We start from the raw sequence: 23,420 nt of genomic DNA, 5'->3' as shown, positions 1-23,420 counted from the left end.
AAGCAGGAGAGCGGACGATGACGACGACAACCGGTGAACAGGCGAGGAAGACCGCACAGGGCCTCGCCTACTCCTGCGGCTTCGGCAACGAGCACAGTTCGGAGGCCGTCCCCGGCGCCCTCCCGCACGGCCGCAACTCCCCCCAGCGCGCCCCGCTGGGCCTGTACGCGGAGCAGCTCAGCGGCTCCGCCTTCACCGAGCCGCGCGCCCACAACCGCCGCTCCTGGCTCTACCGGATCCGCCCGTCGGCCGCGCACCCGGCGTTCACCCGCACCGACAACGGCCACCTCCGCTCGGCGCCCTTCACCGAGACGGTCCCCGACCCGAACCGGCTGCGCTGGAACCCGCTGCCCGAGCCGCCGTCCGGCACCGACTGGCTGGCGGGCCTGTGGACGCTCGGCGGCAACGGCGACGCCACCCAGCGCACCGGCATGGCGGTGCACCTCTACCACGCCAACTCCTCGATGGAATCACGGGTGTTCAGCGACGCCGACGGCGAACTCCTGATCGTCCCCGAGCAGGGTGGACTGCTCCTGCGCACCGAGTTCGGCCTGCTCGCCGCCCGCCCCGGCGAGGTCGCCCTGATCCCGCGCGGCGTGCGCTTCAGGGTCGAGCTCCTGGACGACAGTGCCCGCGGTTACGTGTGCGAGAACTACGGGCAGCCCTTCCAGCTCCCCGACCTCGGTCCGATCGGCGCCAACGGTCTCGCCAACGCACGGGACTTCCGGGCGCCCACCGCCGCGTACGAGGACGCCGAAGGGCCGGTCGAGGTCGTCAACAAGTTCTGCGGCAACCTGTGGGCCGCGACGTACGACCACTCCCCGCTGGACGTGGTCGCCTGGCACGGCAACCACACGCCGTACGTCTACGACCTGCGCACCTTCAATGTCATCGGCACCATCAGCTACGACCACCCCGACCCGTCGATCTTCACGGTGCTCACCTCGCCGTCCGACACCCCGGGCCTGGCCGGGGTCGACTTCGTGGTGTTCGCGCCGCGCTGGCTGGTCGGCGAGGACACCTTCCGGCCGCCGTACTTCCACCGCAACGTGATGAGCGAGTACATGGGCCTGATCGAGGGCGCGTACGACGCCAAGGCCGAAGGCTTCGTGCCCGGCGGCGGCTCGCTGCACAACATGATGTCGGCGCACGGACCGGACCGGGAGACCTTCGACCGGGCGAGCGCCGCCGAGCTGAAGCCGCAGAAGATCGACGACGGCCTCGCCTTCATGTTCGAGACGCGCTGGCCGGTCACCGCCACCGGGCAGGCGGCGACGGCCGGACACCTCCAGCGGGGTTACGACGAGGTGTGGCAGGGTCTCCAGCGCCACTTCCCCGCCTGAGCGCCACCTGATACGGATCATCTGTGACCTCCTCCTTCGCACCCGACTCCCTGGTCCTGAACCGGAAGCTGCCGCTCTGGTACCAGGTCTCCCAGTCGTTGCGCGCCTCGATACTGGGCCGCTCTCCCGACGCCTCGCTGCGACTGCCCACCGAGGAGCAGCTCGCGGCGCACTTCGGGGTGAGCGTGCTCACGATGCGCCAGGCGCTCAAGGAGCTGGAGGAGGAGGGCCTGATCACCAGGCACCGGCGGCGCGGCACCTTCATCGACCCCGCCGCCCGCCGCGCTTCCCCGGTCCGGCTGCTCGGCTCGATCGACGCGATCGTGGCCCAGCAGTCGGGCGAGCACACCACGATCCTGGGCCACGGCCCGGAGCCGGTGCCCGGGGATCTGGCAGCGTACTTCCCGCAGTGCCCGCAGGTCGTGACGTACCGGCGGTTGCGGCGCGACGGCGAGAACGGCGAGCCCACCAACTGGGCGCACAACACGGTGCGTCCGGAGGTGGCCGAGCGGATCGACCTCGCCGATCTGGAGCGCTGGCCGATGACGAAGGTGTTGCGGGACGCGGTGGGGGTGGACATCGGCCGCATCACGGACACCGTGGAGGCCCGCCTCGCCGATCCGGTCACCGCCGAACTGCTCCAAGTGCCGCTGCTCTCACCGATCCTGCACTACACGGGCATCGCCTACGACGGCGCCGGCCAGGTGGTGGACGTCGCCCGGATCCACTACCGCGGCGACCGCTTCGCGTTCTCGGTGACTGTCGAGGCCCGCTGATCCGGGGGCGCGTGCGGCACCGAGCGGTGGCGTGGCAGCCCGGTCCGGTTCCGCGCCTTGAAGGGGCACCGGGAAGGCGCGGTCGACCCCGCGGCCGAGCGACGCCGCTCGCGCCGCGCGCCTAGCATGCTGGCTGTGAGCGATGACGTGCCTCTCCTCGACGACCTGATGCCCTGGTCGGTGGCTCCGCTGCGGCTGGGGCGCGACTGGGTGGTGGCGCCCGACGAGCGGACCCTGCGGGCCCGCTGGGATCTGCTCGTACGGTCCGAAGGGGCCGACCGGGAGCGGCTGTTCGGCCCGAGCCGGGCACGTACGCCGCGCTCCGCGGTCGCCGCGCTGCCCGGCCGGACGGCCGGCACCGGCCCCTTCGCCCAGGAGCGGGGCACCTGCCCCGGCCCGGTGCGCATCCAGCACGGCCCCTTCGACGAGCAGTGGCTGATACCGGACCAGCGCCTGATCGACGCGGCCCGCCCCGAACTGTGGCGGGTGGCCGACGAGCGGCAGCTCTTCGTGATCGAGCAGGGGTACGTATCGACGGGGGTCCCCCGTGCTCGAAGGAAAGGTGAGGGCTGGGGGGAGGCCGGTCCCGCGCTGACCGTCTCGGCGGTGCTGCCCGACGGCCGCTCCCCCACCGGGCGGCCGGGCCGTATCCGTCCGCTGCACCGCCGCCCGGACGGCCTCGAACCCAACCTCGCCCCGGGTCTGCTCGCCTTTCTGTGCCGGACGTACGGATGCGATGTCACGCCCTTCGACGTGCTCGCCTGGATCGTGGCGGCCGCCCGTCCGGGCCCTGGGGGCTGTACGGTCCCGCTGACCGCAGACCCCCAACTCTGGTTCACAGGAGTGGAGTTGGGCAGGCGGATGCGTGCGGTGATGCTACGCGGGGCGCACGGCGGCGAGAAGCCGCGGCTGCCGGGCGGGCGGCGCCCGTATGTGCGGGCCGCGCTCCCGGCCCGCCCGCGGGAGCTGCGGTACGCGGCCGAGGAGGAGACCCTGCACGTGGGTGAGGGCGGCCGGATCTCTCCGGTGCCGCGACAGGCCTGGGAGTTCCGGGTGGGCGGTGTGCGGATGATCGAGCTGTGGTTCCAGCGGCGTACGGAACCCACGGAGCCGGGCACGCTGCGCGCGGTGGGCCCGACGAGCTGGCCGCAGGAGTGGACCTCCGACCTGCTCGAACTGATCACGGTGCTCGCACTGCTGGCCGAACTGGGCACGGATCAGGCCGAGTTGGAGATCGGGCCGCCGCTCACCCGGGAGCACCTGGCGGCGGCCGGAGTGCTGCCGGTGCCGCACGCCGCGCGCCGCCCGGCGTCCGTGTTCGACCACCACGAGGAGGGTCCCGGCGGACAGTTCGCCCTCATCTGAGGGGGTGTCAGCCGGCGTATTCCGTCAGGTCGATGGTGTGGATGTGCTGCGGGGTCTTGTACACCGGGTGCCGCATCTCGCTCGCCAGGTCCATGCCGAGCTTGCGCGAGACGTTCTCGGAGGCGGTGTTGCTCAGGTGCGTGATGCTGATGACCCCGTCGAGCCCGCGGTCCTGGAGGGCGAACTCCAAGGTGGCGTGGGCGGCTTCGGAGGCATACCCCTGACCCCAGAACGGTCGGCCAAGGCGCCAGCTGATCTGTACGTCGGGCACACCCTCCGGCTGGAACTCGGCGACCGAGAGGCCGGCGAAGCCGATCAGTTCACCGGAGGCGAGCAGCTCGACGGCGAACAGGCCGAAGCCCTCCTCGTCCCACTCCTCCTCCCAGCTCTCGATGTCCTCGGCGGTCTGCTCCAGGTCACGGACCGAGCCGTCACCGATCCAGCGCATGACCTCCGGGTCGGCGTTGATCTCCGCCATGGGAACGAGGTCGTCGTCGGTCCATCGGCGCAGGAGGAGGCGGGGGGTGCGGATCTCGGTCATGGGGTCATCCTGCACGGCTGTGGGGCCCAGCCGGAAATCGGTGTTGGCGAGTGCCCGGCCGGTCCCGCGGGAAGCCGGGTGCGCCACCCACGCCCCGAAGGGGCGCGGGGAACCGCGCGACCATCCCGCGGCCGTCCCGCAGCCGGGGAACGCCGCCTGCGGCGGAGCGCTCAGCGACCGAAGGAGTCGAGCGTCCTGGTCAGGGCCCGGTCGAACACCGCGTCCAGGTCAATGGGGCCCGAGTCCTCGGCGAAGGCGGCGGCGAGGCGGGGGTAGCGGCCGGTGGAGACCTGGCTGAAGAGGTAGGCGATCCGCACGCCGTGCTCCTGTTCCACCGACCACGGCAGCGAGCGCGCCCGCTCCGCCGTGGCGATCTCGTTGGCGACGTAGGTCGTGACGACGCCGGTCACCGAGGCGATCAGCTCCATCTTCGTCCCGGCCTTCAGGTCCAGCGGCTCCAGGCAGGCCAGGCAGTGCTCCAGGTAGCGCAGCGCGTTGGGGCTGAAGCCGTACACCGGGGACATCAGCCGGGGTAGCCACGGGTGGCGGTGCATCAGCGCCCGGGTCTGCCGGGCGAGGCCGATCATGTCCGCCCGCCAGTCGCCCGTCGGAGCGCTGAGCTCGTACTCGGCGCTGACCGCGTCCACCATCAGCTCGTACAGGTCCTCCTTGCGCGGGACGTAGTTGTACAGCGACATCGTTCCGCAGCCGAGCTCGGCCGCGACCCGGCGCATGGAGAGCGCGTCGATGCCGTCCGCGTCCGCGATCCGCACGGCGGCGGCCGCGATGTCGGCACGGCTGAATGCGGGCCTGGGGCCCCGTCCGGCGCGCTCGGGGCGCGCCCAGATCACTTCTGGTTCAGCAGGTCGCCCTGCCATGGATCATCACCTCGCCCCCCATCGTAGTTACGTACGGCGTACGTAGTGCGGTACGGTGGGCCGCATGACAACTTCGTACGCTGTACTTAGTGAAGGTCTGGAGAAGCGCTTCGGCGAGGTCCACGCGCTGCGCGGCCTCGATCTCGCGGTCGCCGAAGGCACCGTCTGCGGGGTGCTCGGCCCCAACGGCGCGGGCAAGACGACGGCCGTACGGCTGCTGACGACGCTGCTCGCGCCGGACGCGGGCTCGGCACGGGTCGCGGGCCACGACGTGGTGCGCGACCAGGACGCGGTACGCCGGGCGATCGGCGTGACCGGCCAGTCCACCTCGGTCGACATCGAGCTCACCGGTCGGCAGAACCTCCAGCTGTTCGCCAAGCTGCACAAGCTGCGCGGCACGGCGGGCCGCGCCCGCGCCGCCGAGCTCCTGGAGCAGTTCGACCTGTTGGACGCGGCCGACCGGGCGGCCGGCACGTACTCCGGCGGCATGCGGCGCCGGCTCGACCTCGCCGCGAGCCTGATCACCCGCCCCCGAGTGCTCTTCCTCGACGAACCCACCACCGGTCTCGACCCGCAGAGCCGCAACCGGATCTGGGCGGCGGTGCGCGCCCTGACAGCCGAGGGCACCACGGTGCTGCTCACCACCCAGTACCTGGAGGAGGCCGATCAACTGGCCGACGACGTGGTCCTGATCGACCACGGCCGGGCCGCCGTCACCGGCACCCCCGCCGAGCTCAAGGCCAGGATCGGCTCGTACGCCGAGGTCGTGGTCGCCCACGCGCACGCACTCCCCCAAGCCGCCGCCGTTCTGGACCAGTTGACCGGCGCCGAGCCCCACCTGGACGCCGATCGGCTGACGGTGGGCGTCGCGTCCGCCGACCCGACGCTCACCCTGCCCCGCATCGTGCGCGAGCTGGACGCGGCCGGGGTCCCGATCCTGGACGCCGGCCTGCGCCCGCCCACCCTCGACGAGGTGTACCTGCGCCTCACCGACGCCGCCCCCAGCCGCAAGGAGCTCGTGACATGACCTCGCTCGCCCACGACAGCTCGGCCATGCTCGGCCGTCAGTTCCAGCGACTCAGGCACGCGCCCGGCGTGCTCATCCTCACCCAGACCATGCCGATCACGATGCTGCTGTTCTTCGGCTACGTCTTCGGCAGCGCGCTGGCCATGCCGGGTGATCAGTACCGGGCCTATCTGGTGCCCGGTCTCCTGGTGGCCACCGCCGCGGGCGGCCTGATGACCGGGATGTTCCAGGCCGCGCAGGACTCCCACCGCGGCGTGATGGACCGCCTGCGCACCCTGCCGATGAGCCGGGCCGCGGTGCCCGTCGGCCAGGCCGCGGCCGATCTGCTGACCACCGCGCTCGGCATGACGGCGCTGATGCTTGTCGGACTCGCGGTGGGCTGGCGCGCCAGTGACGGACCGCTCGGCGCGCTCGGCGCCTTCGGGCTGCTGATGCTGCTGCGCCTGGCGGCCACGTGGACGGGGCTGTTCCTCGGGCTGCTGACGCGGAGCGAGGAGGCCGCCGGACAACTGGGCTCGGCCACCTTCGTCCTGCCGCTGCTCTCGAACGCCTACATCCCCACCGACAACCTTCCCGGCTGGCTGCGCACGATCGCCGAGTGGAACCCGATCAGCGCCGTCGCCGCGGCCGTCCGCGACCTCTGCGGCAACGCGCGACCCGCCGCGGACGCCGCCTGGCCCGTCGCCCACCCCGTCGCGGGCTCGCTGGCCTGGTGCGCCCTCCTGCTGGCCGTGTTCGTGCCGCTGGCCGTCCGCCGGTACGCGAACTGTGGCCGCTGAGCTCGGGCGCGGGGTGACAGGGACGGTCCGTACGCGATAGGTACGGCTGTCATGAGCACTCAGCCACTGCCCCTCGCGGGAATCACCGTCGTCGCCGTCGAACAGGCCGTCTCCGCACCGTTCGCGACCCGGCAGCTCGCCGACCTGGGAGCCCGCGTCATCAAGGTCGAGCGCACCGACGGCGGCGACTTCGCCCGCGGTTACGACACCGCCGCCCGCGGCCTCGCCTCGCACTTCGTGTGGTGCAACCGCGGCAAGGAGTCGGTGGCCCTCGACCTGAAGGACCGGCGCGGCCTGGACGTGCTGCACCGGCTGATCGCGGACGCCGACGTGTTCGTGCAGAACCTGGCGCACGGCGCGGCGGCCCGGCTCGGCCTGGACGCGGCGAGCCTGTGCGCGGCTCGTCCCCGGCTGATCGCGGTGGACATATCCGGCTACGGGGCCGACGGGCCCTACGCCCACAAGCGGGCCTACGACATGCTGGTGCAGTGCGAGGCGGGTCTGGTGTCGGTCACCGGGACGCCGGAGCAGCCCGTCAAGGCCGGGATCCCGGCCGCCGACATCGCGGCCGCCATGTACGCCTTCTCGGGCGTCCTGGCGGCCTTGGTGCGGCGCGGCACGACGGGTCGCGGCGGTCCGGTGGAGATCTCGATGCTGGAGGCGCTCGCCGAATGGCTCGGGCATCCGCTGCACCACGTGATGCACGGGGGCACCGAACCGGCGCGCACCGGAGTCGCGCACGCCGTGATCGCGCCCTACGACGCCTACACCACCGCGGACGGCGGCCAGGTGCTGCTCTCCGTGCAGAACGACCGCGAATGGCGGCGCCTGGCCGAACAGGTCCTGGAGCAGGCCGAGTTGGCGGACGATCCGGAGTTCGCCACCAACGCGGCGCGGGTGGCGAACCGGGAGAAGACGGGCGATCTGGTGGCGCGGGCGCTGGCCTGCCGCACGACCGCCGAAGCGGTCGGCCGACTGGAAGCGGCGGGAATCGCCTGCGCCCGGCTCAACACCGTCGGCGATGTCGCCGGACACCCGCAACTCGCGGCACGCGACCGCTGGCGGGATGTGGAGTCACCGGTGGGGCCGCTGCGGGCCCTGCTGCCGCCCATCAATCTGGGCGGCGGCCAAGAAGCTCGGATGGGTGCGGTGCCCGCGCTCGGCGAGCACACCCGCGCAACCCTGCGAGCCCTGGGAATGACGGACGAGCAGTTGGCTGAGCTGCGCCGGGACGGCGTGATCGCCTGAGCGCGGTCTCACAGTGTCGGAAGTGGGTTCAGCCGCGGCTGCCGAAGAGCGAGCGGCGCAGCCGCCGCAGCGGCGCGAAGAGCGAGACGCGGTGGCTCTTGCTCTTGCGGGTGTGCGTAATATCACGCGAGGTCAGCTCACGCATCAGCAACGTCGCCTCGGCCGCCTCGCGCTGCGGGACGGCAGGGCCGCCGAGCACCGAGAGGTGGCGGTCGAGCCGCGAGCTGGTCGCACTGCTCCCGCAGGTGATGGCAGGGACTCGCGCCCTGCTGCGCACTGTTATCTGTTCCATGTCACTCCCCACCCGTACGAGGGCACCCGGCCCCGGGCAGGGTAACCCTATCGCCCCCGCATCACACTCGTGTATCCCGGTGGCAGGATTCACCTTGAGAGGCCCCAGGTTGACAACTACGCTCCGAATTCTGCTGATTCCAGGGTGAGTTGGACAGATCACTGACTGGTCGTCACGCAGGGTCGCGAGCTGATTTCGCACGGAGTGCGGATTGCCGTTCAAGGGGGCGGCAGGGGCGCGGCCCTGGGCTAACTTGGAAGGGTTTCTCCGCCGCGGACGGGAGGCTCGCCAGTGAGCGAAGTGCCGGGCAGTGAGCAGCGATTGATCGCGGGACGCTACCGGCTCATCTCTCCGCTGGGCCGGGGCGGCATGGGCGTGGTCTGGCGGGGACGGGACGAGGTCCTCGGTCGCGAGGTCGCGGTCAAGGAGGTCCTGGCGCCGCCCGCGCTGGACACCCCGGACGTCCGGCGGCTGTACGCGCGCCTGGAGCGCGAGGCCTGGGCCGCCGCCCGGATCTCGCACCGCAATGTGGTCACGGTGTACGACGTGGCCACCGAGGACGGCCGGCCGTGGATCGTGATGGAGCTGGTGCGCGGTCTCGCGCTGTCCGACGTGCTTGACGCGGAGGGGCCCATGAGTCCCGGACGCGCCGCGCACATCGGCGCCGAGGTGCTCGCGGCACTGCGGGCCGCCCACGAGGCGGGGGTGCTGCACCGCGACGTGAAGCCGGCGAACGTACTGCTCGCAACCGACGGCCGGGTGGTGCTCACCGACTTCGGCATCGCCATGGTGATGGGTACCCAGACGCTCACCATGACCGGCGAGGTCGTCGGATCCCCCGAATTCCTCGCTCCCGAACGGGCGTTGGGGCGCACGCCGGGCCCCGCTTCGGACCTCTGGTCGCTGGGGGTGCTGCTGTACGCGGCGGTCGAGGGCCATTCGCCCTTCCGCCAGGAGACCCCGCTGTCCACGCTGCGGGCGGTGGTCGACGAGGAGTTGCCGCCGCCGCGCCGGGCGGGCCCGCTGGCTCCGGTCATCGAGGGGCTGCTGCGCAAGTCCCCGGCCGAGCGCCTGCCCGCCGAAGAGGCCGAGCACCAGCTGCGGATCGTGGCGGCGGGCGGCACGGTGCGGGCCCCGCTGGGGCGGTCCGAGGCGACGACGCTCGTGACCGGGCCGCCGGGGGCGCCGCCGGTCCTCCCGCTGCCCGCGGCCCCTTCGGGCGCCACCACCACGACGGCCCGCGGCACCGTTCCTCCCCGCCGCACCGGGGCCGTCCTGCTCATCGGGGTCCTGGTGCTGCTGCTGGCGCTCGGCTGGCTCCTGTACGCGCTGGTGCGCGGTGACGGGCAGGGCCACCAGGGGAGCGCGTCGGGCGGCGGCTCGTCCGCGCCGTCCGTGTCGCACTCCGCGGGAGTGCCGCCACCGTCCGGCGCCAGGAGCCCATCCGCCGCCTCGCCGTCCGCGAGCGCGAGCCCCTCGCCGTCCCCGTCGCCCTCGCCGTCTCCCTCGCAGTCGGTGGAGGTCACCATGCGGGCGGTGCGCGGGAGTTACGACGGAGTGTGCCCGGCGCCGAGCGCCTCGGCGCCCGCGATGGTCGCCGTCTTCACCGTGGGGCGCACGCCGGCGGACGTGGAGTACCGCTGGGTCACCCGGGACGGCCAGTCCGGTGATCCCGGCTGGAAGACGCTCTCGTTCCCCTCGGGCGGCCCGTCGACCCGCCAGGTTCCGCACACCGAGTCCCCCGAGCAGAGCGGCTCCAACGAGGTCCACGCCGAGGTGCGGAGTCCGGTGCGGGTCGCGTCCAATTCCGTTGCGTACAAGGTCACATGTGAGAAGGAGACCCCGACGGGCGGGGCCTCCTCCTCGCAGCCGCCGACGGGCGGGCCGTCCTTGCCCGCCGTCCGGCCGCGTCAGGCCGCGTTGGTGAAGGTCGGCAGGTAGGCGCCCGACTGTCCGGCGGCGGTGGGGTGGTAGGACTCGCCGATGTTGGTCCACAGGACGCTGTTGAGCCACGGGCTGCTGGAGCAGATCTCGTGTCCGGCGAAGGCCGGTACGACGTCCGCGAAGCTGAAGCCGTTGTCGGCGGCGCGCTTGGCGGTCACCGCGTTGAGCTCGTCGGAGGCGCCGTTGATCGCTGTACGGGAGTTCTCGCTGAGACCGGCGAGGCAGTTGCCGCCGATCTTGTAGAAGTGCGGGTAGCCGATGACGACGACATGGGCGTTGGGCGCCTTGGATCTGATCGCCGAGTACACCGAGTCGAGCAGGCCGGGCAGCGTCGAGTCGACGTAGGCGCGGGCCGCCGCCACCTTGCTGAGGCAGGTGGACTCCGAGTACAGGACACAGTTGGTCATGACGTCCGCGAAGCCCGCGTCGTTGCCGCCGATGGTGATGGACACGAGGTCGGTGGTGGAGCTGAGCGGGCCGAGCTGGCTCGCCGTCACATCACCCGTACGAGCGCCGGAGCACGCGGTGAAGTCGAATGAGACGGGTGAATTCGCCGCCGCCCACAGGGCTGGGTAGGCCTTGGTGGAGCGTTTGCAGCTGCCGCTCGAACTGTCGTAGCTGCCGGCGCCCAGGCCGGAAGAGTACGAGTCGCCGAGGGCCACGTAGTGGGATCCGGCCGCCTGGGTTGCCGCTGCGGCCACGCCGGCCCCGGTGAGGGAAAGCGCGACTGCCAGCACGAGCGCCCATGCATATGCCGCGATTCGGGACAGTTTCATGGAACCTCCTTTAGCGGGTTTTCCGCCACGGCAGTGGTACCAGCCCCCACAGGCCGCGGGAAGTGTCCATGCCAAGAACGCCGAATGGACATGTGTGCCTATCTGGTGATCCGTCAGCAACTCGCGAGTAATCCTTCACCGGAGCCCCACACTCCGCTGACGCACCGTCAACTTCCGTTCGTCGCAGGAGAGTCGGTCTTGACGGGAGTGTCCGGACTGCGCCACATTGAAGCCTCGCATCCGGCGCATCGGGGGGAACCGTCGCCAATGCAGACCATCAGTGACAGACCGGCAGGGAGCGCCTCGGTGGGCGCCGATCTGCTGCCCGTCCTCGCGGGGGCGTCGCTCGCCGTGTCCGCGGCGGGCGCCGTGCTGGCCCTCGGCGGCCTGGACTCTCCGTTGCGCGCACCGCTCGCGCTCTTCTTCCTGATAGCAGCGCCCGCCGAAGCGGCCGCATTCGCCCTGAACCGGCTGGAACCGCTCAGCCGCTCGGTGGCGTCGATATCAGGAGCAGTACTCATCGATCTGCTGACCGCCGAAAGCATGGCGGCTCTGCACATGTGGTCTATCCGGAGCGGCGTCACGGCAGTTGGCGTGATCAGCCTTCTTCTATTCCTGGTGGGGACGGGAGCGCATCGTTCCGGACGTGGCCGTGAAAGTACGGCCGAAAATAAGGAAACGCGAGGCCTCGCCTGAGGTCTTGCCCTACAGTCCCAAGCATCAATACCGTCTTACATCCACCCGCATCGGTCCATCGGGTATTGCGACGCAAGGGGAGGGCTCAAGCGTCACGATGGGTGCCGGAGCGGGGCGCGGTAGGGGGGTGCCGTGCTCGGTCCTCGCAGTGCGGAGGCCGGAACACGGGCCGCGCGGCCAGTAAAGCCAGCTCGCCCAATCAGTGCGGTGTTCCGCGCCGTCATGACCGGGGTGAGAACCCCCCTTTCGTAACCGGAAACTCATCCGGACCACCCGGGGGCGGGCGGTCCACCGGACGAGAGGGACAGAGACTCATCATGACTTCTTCGGTGCGCCCGGCCGTGCCGGGCCAAGATCAATTAATTCCGGATTCGCCGCACGGCCGCACGGCCACGGCCGCGGACAACCGAATACCAGCTGAGTACCGGCCCGTTTCGGCGAATCTCGCCATTGCGCCGCCGGTGAGCGTGGTCATCCCCGCGATGAATGAGGCCGAAAACCTTCCGTATGTGTTCAAGACACTTCCGGACTGGATCCACGAAGTGGTCCTGGTCGACGGGAATTCCACCGACGACACCGTGCGGGTGGCCCGCGAACTGTGGCCCGACGTCAAGGTCGTCAAACAGGTCGGAAAGGGCAAGGGCGACGCGTTGATCAGCGGCTTCGCGGCCTGCACCGGCGACATCATCGTCATGGTCGACGCGGACGGCTCGGCGGACGGCGAGGAGATCGTCAGTTACGTCTCGGCGCTGGTCGGCGGCGCCGACTTCGCCAAGGGCTCCCGCTTCGCCAACGGCGGCGGCACCGACGACATGACACCGATCCGCAAGCTCGGCAACGCGGTCCTGTGCGGCATCGTCAACCGCAAGTTCGGCGCCCGCTACACCGACCTCTGCTACGGCTACAACGCCTTCTGGCGGCACTGCCTGGACAAGATCGTGCTGGACTGCTCCGGATTCGAGATCGAGACCCTGATCAACGTCCGGATCGTCAAGGCGGGCCTGCGCGTACAAGAGGTCCCGAGCTACGAGTACAACCGGATCCACGGCGTCTCCAACCTCAGCGCGGTGCGCGACGGCATCCGCGTCCTGAAGGTGATCCTCAAGGAGAAGGCGGTGCCCCGCGCACGCCGCCGGACGCAGGCGGTGTTCCTGAACACACGGCGGGGAGAGGTCTCTTGACGGAGCGTCAATTCTCCGTGGTGATCTGCGTGTACACCGAGGACCGCTGGGAGGACATCCTGGCGGCCGTCTCCTCGGTGCGCACGCAGTCGCTGCCCGCCCTGGAGACGCTGCTCGTGGTGGACCACAACGAGCGGCTCCTGGAACGGCTCCGCGCGGAGTTCACGGCCCCGGCCGAGAAGGTGCGGGTGCTCGCCAACGCGGGCCCCCGCGGCCTCTCGGCCGGTCGCAACACCGGTATCGCCGCCGCCCGGGGCGAGTTCGTGGCCTTCCTCGACGACGACGCCGTGGCCGAGCGGGACTGGCTGCGCCACTTCGCCGCGGGGTACGACGACCCGCGGGTGATGGCGGTCGGCGGCAGGACGATGCCCGCCTGGGCCTCGGGGCACCGTCCCGCCTGGTTCCCCGAGGAGTTCGACTGGGTCGTCGGCTGCACCTACCGGGGCCTGCCGCCGGGCCGGGTGGTGGTGCGCAACGTCCTCGGCGGCAACGCCTCCTTCCGTACGTCGGCGTTCGACGCGGCGGGCGGCTTCGCCACCGGCATCGGTCGCGACGGCGACAAGCGGCCACTGGGCTGCGAGGAGACCGAGCTGTGCATCCGGCTCAGCAGGGCGCTGCCCGATGCCGTGCTGCTCATCGATGACCGCGCGGTGATCCACCATCGGGTGCCCGCGGCCCGCGAGCGCTTCGGCTACTTCCGTACGCGGGCGTACGCGGAGGGTCTCTCCAAGGCGCTGGTGGCCCGAAGTGTCGGTACTGGCAAGGGACTTGAGTCCGAGCGGCGCTACACGACCCGGGTCCTTCCGGCGGGTGTGGTGCGCGGGGTGCGGGACGCGGTGCTCGGGCGGCCGGGAGGCGCGGGCCGCGCGGGCGCGATCGTGACGGGCGTCGCGGTGGCGGCCGGCGGGTATCTGCTCGGCACCGTGCGGGCCCGCCGCGGCGCGGCGAGCTTCCAGGTGGCTCCCATCGAACGCGTACCGGACGAAGAGAACACGGGCAAGAGGAGCACCGGAGAGGACGAAGCGGCATGACGGCGACGGGAACGGGGCCGGTGCCCATCCTGATGTACCACGCGGTGGCCCACAGCCCCGCGAAGGCGGCCTACGGCCTGTCCGTATCACCGGACGCCTTCGCCGACCAGATGGAGCTGCTGGCCGAGCTGGGGTTCACCCCGGTCACCACGGCGCAGCTCGGGCACGCCTGGCGCACCGCGGGAGCGCTTCCACGCCATCCCGTCCTGATCACCTTCGACGACGGCTACGAGGGCGTGCACCGCCATGCCCTGCCGGTCCTCACCAAGTACGGCTTCGCCTCCACGCTCTTCGTGTCGACGGGCTGGCTGCGCGGCGCGTACGACGAGGGCGGCGCCCTGGACACCATGCTCGACTGGGGCCAGGTGCGTGAGCTCGTCGCGGCCGGCACCGAGATCGGCGGGCACAGTCACAGCCATCCGCGGATGGACGAACTCGACGACCAGCGGCTGTGGTTCGAGACCCTGCGCTGCAAGGAGATCCTCACCGACGAGCTGGGGCGGCGGCCGGTCTCGTTCGCCTATCCCTACGGCTACTCCAGCCGCCGGGTGCGGCGCACCGTGCGGGCCGCGGGCTTCACCCAGGCGCTGGCCGTGGGCAACTCGCTCGCCCGGCGGCGCCAGGGACCGTACGCCCTGGAGCGGGTGACGGTCCGGCGCACCACCGGCATCGACGAGTTCGAGCGGCTCGTCGCGGGCACCGGCCGCGACATCGCGCGCGCCTTCGCCGCGGACCGCGTCCTGACGAAGGGCTACGCGGTACTGCGCAGGGCCCGGCAGGCCGGGCGCAGGCTCGGCGGCGGCTGAAGACCCGACCGGAAGGTGAGCGGCACTCGTGGCTGACGTGACCACCGCCCAGGACCGAAGGACGCAGCCCCGGGGCAGACACCGGGGCACCCCACTCTTCCGCAACGCCTACGCGCTGATGCTCAACACGGGCATCAGTGCGGTGCTCGGGCTCGGCTTCTGGCTGATCGCCGCCCGGTACTACACCGATGACGCGGTGGGCCAGGGCTCGGCCGCGATCGCCGCGATGAAGTTCCTCGCGGGGATCACCGCGCTCACCCTGACCGGGGCGATGGCCCGCTTCATCCCGGTGGCGGGCGCCGCCACCGGACGGTTCGTCCTGCGCGCCTACACGCTGAGCACCTGCGTCGTCGGCGTGGCCGCGCTGGTGTTCATGGAGACCCTGGACTTCTGGGGTCCCTCCTACCGCTTTCTGCACGGCCCGTTCAAGGGGCTCGGTTTCATCGCGGCGGTCATGGCCTGGTCGGTGCTCACCCTCCAGGACGGGGTGCTCACCGGACTGCGCAGCGCGTTCTGGGTGCCGGTCGGCAACACCGCGTTCTCCGCGGTCAAACTGCTGCTCCTGGTGGCGATCGCCGCCTCGCTGCCGACCAGTGGGGTGTTCGTGTCCTGGGTGGCGGCGATCGCGGTGTCCGTACTGCCGCTGGGCTGGCTGGTGTTCCGGCGTCTGGTGCCGCGCCATGTCGAACTCACCGTGCACACCGCCCACCCGCCGTCCTACCGGGAGCTGGGCCGCTTCCTGGCGGGCGACTACACGGGCTCGCTGTTCGCGCTGGCCGTGGTCTACCTGGTCCCGGTGATCGTCGCCGCGCGGATCAGCTCGGCGGACAACGCGTACTTCTACATCACCGCCACCATCGGCGGCACCGTCGAACTGCTCGCCATCAACATGGGCGCCTCGCTGACCGTCGAGGGCGCGCACGACCCGGAGCGGCTCGGACGGAACGCGCGGGCCGCGCTGTTCCGTATGGTCAAGATCGTGGTACCGATCTGCGCGTTCATCTTCGCCTTCGCCCCGCACGTCCTGCACGTGTTCGGCGAGGGGTACGCGGCTCACGCCACCGGGCTGCTGCGGTGCCTGGTGGTGGGGGCGCTGCTGCGGGTGGTGATCGAGCTGTACTTCGCGGTGCTGCGCGCGCGGAACCGGACGGCCGGCCTGGCCCTTTTGCAGGGCGGGTTGTGCGCCTTGGTGCTCGGCTCCACCTTGGCGCTCCTTGGCCCACTGGGGCTGACCGGCGTCGGCATCGCGGAGGTCGCGAGCCTTTCGGTGATCGCGGCGATCGCGGCGGTGAAACTGTTCGGAGTGCTGCGGACGGCCGAGCCTCACCGGGTCAGCCAGCGCACTTCGTAGCCCGCGAGGGAGAGCGGCCTGCCGTCGACCGTCGCGTCGACGGCACGGTCGAGGGTGTTGACGACGAGGACGTCCTTGCCGCTCGCCAGCACCCGCAGGGTCGGTGGATCCACACTGACGGGGGTGAAGCGGGCGCCCGGCCCGAAGGCCCCGGCGAACTTGGCGACCAGTGTGTACATCGCCAACTCGCGCCCGCCGTCGCCGAGTTGAGTGGGTGTCCACAGGCATCCCGGGCAGGGTCCGCTCTGCTCCTCGGGGCTCCAGTAGAAGGCGGTGCTGGTGCCGCCGCGCGCCAGGGCCATCATGCCCACGGCCTGGGTGGCGACCCGCCGCTGCTCGCTCCAGCCGGACTGGTCGGGCTCCACGTAGTACTCGGCCCACCACAGCGGCAGCCCGCCGCTCTCCTTGCGCACCCAGTCGCTGACCGCCGTCAGCTTGTCAGTGGCACTGAACGCGTCGGGAAGCAGCTGGGCGTCCCGGGTGAAGCTCGCGCCGTCGACGACCACGAAGTCGGCGCCCGCCTTGTGGTCGTTCCAGTAGGTGAAGGCGTCGAGCACGCGCTGGTCCACCGAACCCCAGGGGCCCGACAGGCCGGAGGCGTACGACTGGTCCTTGGGCGCGTAGCTGTCCATGACCAGGTAGGGCCCGCCGACCAGATCGGCCTTGCTGACCTTCTTCACCGCTTTGTAGACCTGGTTGTAGAGCTGTGTGTAGCCCTCGTAGTTCCAGCGCCCGGCGGCGTCGTCGTAGAAGCCCTTGAGTTCGTTCCAGACGATGAAATGCCGGACGTCCGGGTAGCGTTGGGCGACTTGGGCGGCCAGGGTCGCGAAGTCCTCGTAGTGGGTGGGCAGCGGCGCCGATTCCAGCGACTGCACGCTCCAGTCGGTCCTGCTCGCGCCGGCCCGGCCCCCCTTCATCCAGTCGGGCGCGCAGCACAGCGTGATGACGGGGGTGGCGCCAGTGGAACGGATGAACGCGACGCGCCGGTCGAGATCCGAGAAGTCGTACGTGCCCGGCGACGGCTCCGGGTTGCCCGCGCCCCAGCCCATCAGCGCCTGGTTCTGCGGCAGGCTCTGCCCGGACAGCAGGTCGCGGGCGCGGGCCACGGCGTCGTCAGCGCCGGTGTCGGCGCTGTACTGGGTGTGCGTGAAACCCCAGCCGAGCGCGGAGGCGGCGTCGTCGGCGCCTGGGCCGCCCCGGCCGGTTCTGTTCGTTTGACCGCACATTGTCAGGAGGAGCGCGAGGGCCGCGAGGAACACGAAGGCCAGCAGCACCGAGGTCCTGACCCGGGGCGTTCTGGCGGGGCCGCCCTGTCGGGAGGCGGTGGCGGGATGACGTTCCATCACGGGGCAGCGTAGTGGCGGCAGTTGTCATTCCGGCTGGTTTCAGCGGAACGGGTACGGAACGTCCCCGGTCTGCCAACGGGACAAAACACGTGCGCGGGCGGGCGCGTTGCCGGATCATGGGCGACATGTCTAACCCTGAGGCCGCGCTGCCGATCCGGCTGACCGTGGACGACAGCGATGCGCCGTCCGATGTCGTCGACGCGCTCTTTCTCGGCCGCTTCGCCACGGGCGAGCAGCCTTATTCCCACAGCTCCTCCATAGACCGGGTCAAGAAGGGCTTCAGCCTGCTGCCGCCCGGCGCGAAGGTGCTGCGCGCCGCCCGCGACGACGACCGCAGCGCGACCCTCGCCGAGGGCGAGGGGTGGACGCTGCTGGTCTCGCGCTGGAACCGGGGCGCGGACGTGACGGTGACCGCCACCACCGAGCAACTGGCCGAGCAGGTCCTGAAGCAGTCGACCGAGGGCGCCGAGGACGAGCCGGAGCCGCAGCCCGAGAACGTGACGATGGGCTTTTGGTACGTGTCTCCGCGACGCGGCCCGCACCGTACGACCCGGCAGATCGCGGCGGGCACCTGGGAGGAGGTGCGGCCCAACTACACGGCGCCGGTGGCGGAGGCGATGGACCGCCTGATGAAGGTGACCCCGGATGACATCGCGGGCCGTCTGTTGCTGCTCCACGGACCGCCGGGCACGGGCAAGACCTCGGCGCTGCGCACCCTGGCCCGCTCGTGGCGGGACTGGTGCCAGGTGGACTGTGTGCTCGACCCGGAGCGTCTGTTCAACGACGTCGGCTATCTGATGGACATCGCGATCGGTGAGGACGACGGCTCGGCGAAGGGCCGCTGGCGGCTGCTGCTCCTGGAGGACTGCGACGAGCTGATCCGCGGCGAGGCCAAGCACACGGCGGGCCAGGCGCTGTCCCGTCTGCTCAACCTGACGGACGGTCTGCTCGGCCAGGGCCGCAATGTGCTGGTGGGTGTCACCACCAACGAGGACCTGGAGCGGCTGCATCCCGCGGTGGTGCGCCCCGGCCGCTGCCTGGCCCGCATCGAGGTCGGCCCGCTGACCCGCGCGGAAGCGGTCGGCTGGCTGGGCACCGAGGAGGGCGTGGGCCGCGAGGGCACCACGCTGGCCGAACTGTTCGCCCTGCGCCGCGGCACGTCGCCGGCGTCGGTCCCGGACCAGCGGGCGGACGCGGACGCGGGGCTGTATCTCTGATCCCCTGCGCGGGGCCGCGCCCCAACGGGGCGCGGGGACCCCCGCGATGGGCCCGCGACGGCCCGCGGCCGAGGACGTGTCCGCCGGAGGGATTCGGAGAGGGGGGCCTTCGGGCAGGGCCGGATTTCGGGCAGAGTGGGCCTTCGGGAAGGGCCAGGCGGAGGCTCCTAGCTGCCGTACGCCGCCCGCAAGGCCTCGTCGACCGCCGCTCGCGCGGCCTCCCGGCCCAGGCCCAGGCGCCTGGCCTCGCCTGCGTAGACCGCCGCGGCCGCGGCCGCAAGGCGCTCGGAGGCCTCCCCCGCCGCCGCGACGAACGTCCCGTTGCGGCCCCGGGTCTCGATGACGCCGTCCGCTTCAAGGGCGCGGTAGGCCTTGGCCACCGTGTTCGCGGCGAGCCCGAGCTCTTCGGCGAGGCCGCGGACCGTGGGCAGTTTGTAGCCGACCGGCAGCTTCCCGGAGCGGGCCCGGTCGGAGATCTGGGCGCGCAGTTGCTCGTACGGCGCGGTGGCCGCGCCCTGGTCAATCACGATCTTGAGGGTCACAACCCGATTCTCCCCCGCTCGCCTCCGCCGCGAAAATGGAAGGCTCCCGCCCCGGGTGCCCGCGTAGCGTGCGATACCTGTTCGCGAGGGAGGTTCGTCATGTCCACGAGCACGGTTGAGCCCGGCACCCCCATTGATGTCGTCCTGGTCAAGGCCGGGCGTACGAAGCTGCGTTACCCGGCGTCGGTGGAGTCCGACGACGGGACGCGGCTGAGCGTGCGCGCTCCCTGGGCGGCGGCGGGCGTCCGCGACTTCGGATTCGTGCGGTTCGAGCCGGGCGATGTGTTCACCGAGCACTACTGGCGCGACCGCTGGTACGCCGTGAAGGAGGTCCGCGGGGCGGGCTCGGTACTCAAGGGCTGGTACTGCGACATCACCCGGCCCGCGGTGGTCCGGGACGGCGAGCTGATCGCCGAGGACCTGGACCTCGACCTGTGGGTCTCGGCCGACGGCGCGACCGTACTGCGCCTGGACGAGGACGAGTTCGCCGCCAGCGGCCTGTCCGAGCACGACCCAAAGGCGGCGGCCCGCGCGCTTGCCGCCTTGGACGAGCTCGAACTCCTGGCGAAACTGGGGAAGTTCACCGCCCTCATCGACTGAAGCGAGCCGTCGAACGGCGGACGGGAGTCGGGGGGCGTGGGCGCGGGGGTGCGCGGCGCGGGGGTGGGGGCGTTGGGCGCGTGCCGCGTGCGTTCCGCTTCCGCGGCCCCGTGTCCGGGCGCGGCGCGCCAGGTGCGTTGCCCCCGTGTCCGTCCTCAGGCCGCGGGGGCCTCGGCCACCACCACGTACCGCTCGTCGTCCACCTCGCGCCCCCACAATCGCGCGTCCCCGGACAGCCGTTCATAGCGCGGCTCCGCGTGCAACGCGGCGAGGGCGTCGGTGAGGCGGTCGGCGGGTATGCCGGGGCCGTCCCACACCCCTTCGACCAGGATCAGTCGGCCGCCCGGCCGCAGCAGCGACCACCAGTGGCGCAGCGCGGCCTCCGGGTCGGGCAGGGCCCACACCACGTGGCGGGCCAGCACCACGTCGAAGGTGCGCCCTCGCACCGGTGGACGCGCCGCGTCGCCGATCAGCACCTCGGCGCCGGTGCCGGCCAGCTTGACGCGGGCCCGCTCGGCCATCCGGGGCGAGAGGTCGACAGCCGCTATCCGGTGGCCCCGCGCGGCGGCGAGCAGCGACAGGCTTCCCGTGCCACAGCCGAGGTCGAGCAGATCGCCCGCGCGGTCCGGCAGCCAGCCGGCGAGGCGCTCGTCCCAGGCGGCCCGCACCGCGGGGTCGAGCAGCCCGTGGTCGGGCTCCTGGTCGAACGTGTCGGCGGCTTCGTCCCAGTCGATGGTCATGCCCCGATCGTGCCAGGCAGCACTGACAATCAGCCCCGAACGGCCCCGGAGCCGGATTCCGGCGCGAGCACCTTGCGGTAGTGGAAGCGGTCGTAGGCCCCTTCCGCGCGGCGCTCGACGAGTTCGTACCCGTAGCGCGGATAGATCTTCTGGTTCTCCCACATCATCGCGTTGGTGTAGAGCCGCACTTCGGGCAGGCCGAGTGCGCGCGCGTGGGCGTCCACGAAGTGCAGCAGCGCGCGGCCCACGCCGGTTCCCCTCGCGTCCGGGTGTACGCAGATCGAGTCGAGGAAGAGGTGGTCCGGCTCCGGGACCAGGACCAGGACCAGGACGCCGACGACCGGATGGCCGGTCACGAAGACCCGCCCCGCCGCCACGTTCGCCGCATGGTCGGCCTCCATGGGGACGGGCACGACGCCGATCCGCTCGATGTAGGGGCGGTAGGCGGCATCGGTCACCTCCCGCACCCGGGGAACGTCATCGGGGGTCGCGAGCCGGATCTCATCGTTCATGGGCACACGGTACGGGGCGGCCGAGCCCCGTTCTTAATCACTTCTGAGCGGCTCCTTAAAACGACCATAAGGATCGCCAACGCCCGCTCCCAGCAGGGGATTTCAGGGTCTTCCGGGGTTAGCGTGCTGATCGCCGGACGGACGTCCGGCGGTTCGCGACTCGCACGCCCCACGCCTGTGCACCCTCGAAGGAGTACGCCACCATGACCTTCCCCCAGCTCTCCACCGCGTCCGAGCAGCGGGGGCCCCGTGGTCGCAAGGTGGCCGCGGTCGCCGCCCTGGGCTTCGCGCCGCTCGCCCTCACGGGGCTCGCGGCCGGGCCCGCCGCCGCCCACGGCTCCATGACGGACCCGGTGAGCCGGGTCTCCGCCTGTTACGCCGAGGGCCCCGAGAGCCCCAGGTCCGCGGCGTGCAAGGCCGCCGTCGCGGCGAGCGGCCCGCAGGCGTTCTACGACTGGAACGCGGTGAACATGGCCAACGCCGCCGGCCGTTCGAAGCAGATCATCCCGGACGGGAAGCTGTGCAGCGCCGGCAACGACAAGTACAGGGGGCTCGACCTGGCGCGCGCCGACTGGCCGGCCACCAAGCTCTCGGCGGGCAGCCACACCTTCCACTACAAGGGAACGGCGCCGCACAAGGGGTCGTTCGAGCTGTACATCACCAAGGACGGCTACGACCCGTCGAAGCCGCTGAAGTGGTCGGACCTGGAGGCGACGCCGTTCGCGAAGGTCACCGACCCGCCGATGCGAAATGGCGACTACGTCTTCGACGGGAAGATCCCGGCCAGGTCGGGCCGCCACCTGATCTACTCGATCTGGCAGCGCTCGGACAGCCCCGAGGCGTTCTACACCTGCTCCGACGTGGTGTTCGGCAAGGACAGCGGGACGGCGGGCGCACCGGCACCGGCGGCCTCGGCGCCCACCGACCAGGAGATCGCGGACGGCGCGGCCAAGTCGACCGTCCAGCACCATCACGACGGCGCCGCTCCAGGTAAGGGGCCGAACACCGTCCCGGCCGGCAAGGGCAGCGGGCCGCAGGCGGACGGGGCCGCGTCCACGCCGATCGCCTCGACAGGAACGCCGAGCACGACCGACACCACCGGCGCGACCCGCACGCAGAACCTCGCCGAGACCGGGGGCGACAGCAGTACCCCGTACCTCGCCATGGGCGGCGCGGGCGCGCTCGCCGTCGGTGCCGCGGCGCTCTTCGTGACACTGCGCCGCAAGGCCGCTCCGGCCGGGCGCCACGGCCGCTGACTTCGCGGGGCGCACCGCCCCTCCCGACTGCCGGTGAGGGGCGGTCATGTGACGGGCCGTCAGCCAATGACGGAGGCGCACGTGGTCGAGGTGGCGTGCGCGGGGTCGAGCGCGTTCACCACCTCGTGGTAGGCGACGCGGTCGGTGAGGCCGATCGCCACATGCTCGGACAGGTCGAGCGCGCACTTGTCCTGGATGAGGACGTTGTGGACGTCCGGGCCGTCCAGGAACTGCGAGCGATAGGGGGTGACCACCTCGTCGTACTTGCTGGCGATGACGGTGTAGTGGACGCCGGCGACGGTGTCGCCGCCCTGATTGAGCTTGGTGACGAACGCCGACCCGGCCATCTGGTCGGCGAGTCCGGGAGTGGCGAGCGTCAGGAGGTTCTCGGCGCCGGGGAAGTACGGCAGCAGTTGGGCCAGGCCGTCCAGGGTGGTGCCGTGGTTGTCGGGGGCGATCCCGACGAGCGCGTTGACCTTGGCGGCGCCGCCGAGGAACTTCAGGTACCAGCGCGGCATCATGCCGCCCTGCGAGTGGCCGACCAGATCGGCCTTGGGCGCTCCGGTCGCGGCGAGCACCGTGTCCACGAAGGTGGCGAGCTGGGCGGCCGACTTGTCGATGGGGCCGAGGCCGTCGAAGAGGGGCACACCGGGAAGCCGGCCGTAGTCGAGCGAGAAAACGCAGTACCCGCGGTTGACCAGATACGGGGCGAGGGCCAGCCAGTTGTCGGTGCCGTTTCCGAAGGTGCCGTGCACCAGGACGACGGGCCGGGGGTGGGCGGCGGACGGCTTGCAGGAGTAGTCGTTCCAGCCACTGCTCGGCGCGGACTGGGCGTGCGCGGCCGTCGCGGGAACGAGGGTGGCCGCGGCGGCCAGCAGCACCGCCGAGAGCGGTCTGAGCACGCGTTTCCAGGGCAGCATCGGGTGATCTCCTTGCGGCTCAAGGGAGTTGCGATGGGGGATTCGCCCTGCGGCCCGGACCACAAGTGGGTGCCGTACGGGATACGTACGGTCGTGCTCACGCCAAATTACGCACGAGTAGCGCAAGAGTGAAGTTACGCGTCAGTAAAAATCTGTCGGCCCGTCAGATGGGGTGGATTCGTCACTACAGGACACCGCTTCGTCCCGGTTCGGCGACTTCACGCTGGGTGTCGGCACCGTCGCGGTACGTTCC

General features: G+C 71.4%; 22 protein-coding genes and 2 pseudogenes. 15 read left to right on the top strand and 9 right to left on the bottom strand.

Annotated features, from left to right (window positions below; translation table 11 throughout):
• Nucleotides 1-17: 17 nt before the first annotated feature.
• From hmgA to OG522_RS29275, 3 genes are all read left to right on the top strand, one after another.
• Nucleotides 18-1,343, top strand: a complete 1,326-nt coding sequence (gene hmgA, locus OG522_RS29285) for a homogentisate 1,2-dioxygenase (protein ID WP_329466024.1) — start codon at nucleotides 18-20, stop codon at nucleotides 1,341-1,343.
• Nucleotides 1,344-1,366: 23 nt separating this feature from the next.
• Nucleotides 1,367-2,119 (top strand): GntR family transcriptional regulator, encoded by a 753-nt coding sequence (locus tag OG522_RS29280; RefSeq protein ID WP_329466023.1) that lies wholly within the window; start codon nucleotides 1,367-1,369, stop codon nucleotides 2,117-2,119.
• A gap of 126 nt (nucleotides 2,120-2,245) precedes the next feature.
• Complete coding sequence (locus OG522_RS29275) at nucleotides 2,246-3,484, top strand: type ISP restriction/modification enzyme (RefSeq protein ID WP_329466022.1); 1,239 nt, start codon at nucleotides 2,246-2,248, stop codon at nucleotides 3,482-3,484.
• Between the two features lie 7 nt (nucleotides 3,485-3,491).
• Here the strand turns inward: OG522_RS29275 and OG522_RS29270 are convergent, their stop codons facing one another.
• Together OG522_RS29270 and OG522_RS29265 are read right to left on the bottom strand one after the other, a co-directional pair.
• Entirely contained in the window at nucleotides 3,492-4,025 is a 534-nt protein-coding gene (locus OG522_RS29270; protein WP_329466021.1) for a GNAT family N-acetyltransferase, read from the bottom strand.
• A 170-nt stretch (nucleotides 4,026-4,195) separates the two neighbouring features.
• Entirely contained in the window at nucleotides 4,196-4,903 is a 708-nt protein-coding gene (locus OG522_RS29265; RefSeq protein ID WP_329466020.1) for a TetR/AcrR family transcriptional regulator, read from the bottom strand.
• 64 nt (nucleotides 4,904-4,967) lie between these two features.
• Here OG522_RS29265 and OG522_RS29260 point away from each other — a divergent pair, with 64 nt between their 5' ends.
• Genes OG522_RS29260 through OG522_RS29250 form a run of 3 tightly spaced genes read left to right on the top strand, consistent with a single transcriptional unit; the run spans nucleotide 4,968 to nucleotide 7,957 of the window.
• A complete protein-coding gene (locus OG522_RS29260) occupies nucleotides 4,968-5,930 on the top strand; it encodes an ATP-binding cassette domain-containing protein (protein WP_329466019.1) in 963 nt (320 codons plus the stop codon).
• Nucleotides 5,927-6,709 (top strand): ABC transporter permease, encoded by a 783-nt coding sequence (locus OG522_RS29255; RefSeq protein ID WP_329466018.1) that lies wholly within the window; start codon nucleotides 5,927-5,929, stop codon nucleotides 6,707-6,709. The genes OG522_RS29260 and OG522_RS29255 overlap by 4 nt, the downstream gene beginning before the upstream one ends.
• Nucleotides 6,710-6,760: 51 nt before the next feature.
• Nucleotides 6,761-7,957, top strand: coding sequence for a CaiB/BaiF CoA transferase family protein (locus tag OG522_RS29250; RefSeq protein ID WP_329466017.1), 1,197 nt, complete (start codon nucleotides 6,761-6,763; stop codon nucleotides 7,955-7,957).
• A gap of 28 nt (nucleotides 7,958-7,985) precedes the next feature.
• Here OG522_RS29250 and OG522_RS29245 read toward each other — a convergent pair whose 3' ends face one another.
• Nucleotides 7,986-8,249, bottom strand: coding sequence for a hypothetical protein (locus OG522_RS29245; RefSeq protein ID WP_329466015.1), 264 nt, complete (start codon nucleotides 8,247-8,249; stop codon nucleotides 7,986-7,988).
• Nucleotides 8,250-8,540: 291 nt separating this feature from the next.
• On the opposite strand from OG522_RS29245, the gene OG522_RS29240 reads away from it, so the two are divergent.
• Nucleotides 8,541-10,190, top strand: coding sequence for a serine/threonine-protein kinase (locus tag OG522_RS29240; RefSeq protein ID WP_329466014.1), 1,650 nt, complete (start codon nucleotides 8,541-8,543; stop codon nucleotides 10,188-10,190).
• Here the strand turns inward: OG522_RS29240 and OG522_RS29235 are convergent.
• Complete coding sequence (locus OG522_RS29235; protein ID WP_329466013.1) at nucleotides 10,160-10,969, bottom strand: SGNH/GDSL hydrolase family protein; 810 nt, start codon at nucleotides 10,967-10,969, stop codon at nucleotides 10,160-10,162. The two genes, OG522_RS29240 and OG522_RS29235, sit on opposite strands and share 31 nt — an antisense overlap.
• A gap of 306 nt (nucleotides 10,970-11,275) precedes the next feature.
• On the opposite strand from OG522_RS29235, the gene OG522_RS29230 reads away from it, so the two are divergent.
• The 5 genes and pseudogenes from OG522_RS29230 to OG522_RS29210 form a co-directional block, all read left to right on the top strand.
• Nucleotides 11,276-11,665, top strand: coding sequence for a hypothetical protein (locus OG522_RS29230; RefSeq protein ID WP_329466011.1), 390 nt, complete (start codon nucleotides 11,276-11,278; stop codon nucleotides 11,663-11,665).
• 317 nt (nucleotides 11,666-11,982) lie between these two features.
• Nucleotides 11,983-12,846: a glycosyltransferase family 2 protein gene (locus OG522_RS29225; protein WP_329466010.1), complete on the top strand. Its 864-nt coding sequence runs from the start codon at nucleotides 11,983-11,985 to the stop codon at nucleotides 12,844-12,846.
• Nucleotides 12,843-13,877, top strand: a complete 1,035-nt coding sequence (locus tag OG522_RS29220; RefSeq protein ID WP_329466009.1) for a glycosyltransferase family 2 protein — start codon at nucleotides 12,843-12,845, stop codon at nucleotides 13,875-13,877. The genes OG522_RS29225 and OG522_RS29220 overlap by 4 nt, the downstream gene beginning before the upstream one ends.
• Nucleotides 13,874-14,683, top strand: coding sequence for a polysaccharide deacetylase family protein (locus OG522_RS29215; RefSeq protein ID WP_329466007.1), 810 nt, complete (start codon nucleotides 13,874-13,876; stop codon nucleotides 14,681-14,683). Before OG522_RS29220 ends, OG522_RS29215 begins: the two co-directional genes overlap by 4 nt.
• 28 nt (nucleotides 14,684-14,711) lie before the next feature.
• Nucleotides 14,712-16,001: pseudogene (locus tag OG522_RS29210) on the top strand (lipopolysaccharide biosynthesis protein); the annotation flags it as partial.
• 5 nt (nucleotides 16,002-16,006) lie between these two features.
• Here OG522_RS29210 and OG522_RS29205 read toward each other — a convergent pair.
• Nucleotides 16,007-17,377 (bottom strand): xylan 1,4-beta-xylosidase, encoded by a 1,371-nt coding sequence (locus OG522_RS29205; protein WP_329466006.1) that lies wholly within the window; start codon nucleotides 17,375-17,377, stop codon nucleotides 16,007-16,009.
• Nucleotides 17,378-17,496: 119 nt separating this feature from the next.
• Here OG522_RS29205 and OG522_RS29200 point away from each other — a divergent pair, with 119 nt between their 5' ends.
• Nucleotides 17,497-18,597 (top strand): DUF5925 domain-containing protein, encoded by a 1,101-nt coding sequence (locus OG522_RS29200; RefSeq protein ID WP_329466005.1) that lies wholly within the window; start codon nucleotides 17,497-17,499, stop codon nucleotides 18,595-18,597.
• 167 nt (nucleotides 18,598-18,764) lie between these two features.
• On the opposite strand, the gene OG522_RS29195 is transcribed toward OG522_RS29200, so the two are convergent.
• Nucleotides 18,765-19,139, bottom strand: a complete 375-nt coding sequence (locus tag OG522_RS29195) for a GntR family transcriptional regulator (RefSeq protein WP_329466004.1) — start codon at nucleotides 19,137-19,139, stop codon at nucleotides 18,765-18,767.
• Between the two features lie 99 nt (nucleotides 19,140-19,238).
• Between OG522_RS29195 and OG522_RS29190 the strand changes: the two genes are divergently transcribed.
• On the top strand, nucleotides 19,239-19,739 hold the full coding sequence (locus OG522_RS29190; protein WP_329466003.1) for a DUF402 domain-containing protein: 501 nt from the start codon (nucleotides 19,239-19,241) through the stop codon (nucleotides 19,737-19,739).
• A gap of 167 nt (nucleotides 19,740-19,906) precedes the next feature.
• Here OG522_RS29190 and OG522_RS29185 read toward each other — a convergent pair.
• Nucleotides 19,907-20,479 (bottom strand): annotated as a pseudogene (locus tag OG522_RS29185) (class I SAM-dependent methyltransferase); the annotation flags it as partial.
• A gap of 29 nt (nucleotides 20,480-20,508) precedes the next feature.
• Complete coding sequence (locus tag OG522_RS29180) at nucleotides 20,509-20,991, bottom strand: GNAT family N-acetyltransferase (RefSeq protein ID WP_329466002.1); 483 nt, start codon at nucleotides 20,989-20,991, stop codon at nucleotides 20,509-20,511.
• A 203-nt stretch (nucleotides 20,992-21,194) separates the two neighbouring features.
• Here OG522_RS29180 and OG522_RS29175 point away from each other — a divergent pair, with 203 nt between their 5' ends.
• Nucleotides 21,195-22,247 (top strand): lytic polysaccharide monooxygenase auxiliary activity family 9 protein, encoded by a 1,053-nt coding sequence (locus tag OG522_RS29175; RefSeq protein ID WP_329466001.1) that lies wholly within the window; start codon nucleotides 21,195-21,197, stop codon nucleotides 22,245-22,247.
• 59 nt (nucleotides 22,248-22,306) lie between these two features.
• Here OG522_RS29175 and OG522_RS29170 read toward each other — a convergent pair whose 3' ends face one another.
• The gene (locus OG522_RS29170; RefSeq protein WP_329466000.1) at nucleotides 22,307-23,167 is read right to left on the bottom strand and encodes an esterase/lipase family protein; all 861 of its coding nucleotides are present in this window, start codon (nucleotides 23,165-23,167) and stop codon (nucleotides 22,307-22,309) included.
• Nucleotides 23,168-23,420 lie beyond the last annotated feature (253 nt).

Source organism: Streptomyces sp. NBC_01431, from assembly GCF_036231355.1.
Lineage (GTDB): Bacteria > Actinomycetota > Actinomycetes > Streptomycetales > Streptomycetaceae > Streptomyces.
This window is presented reverse-complemented; position numbering and strand designations above follow the sequence as displayed.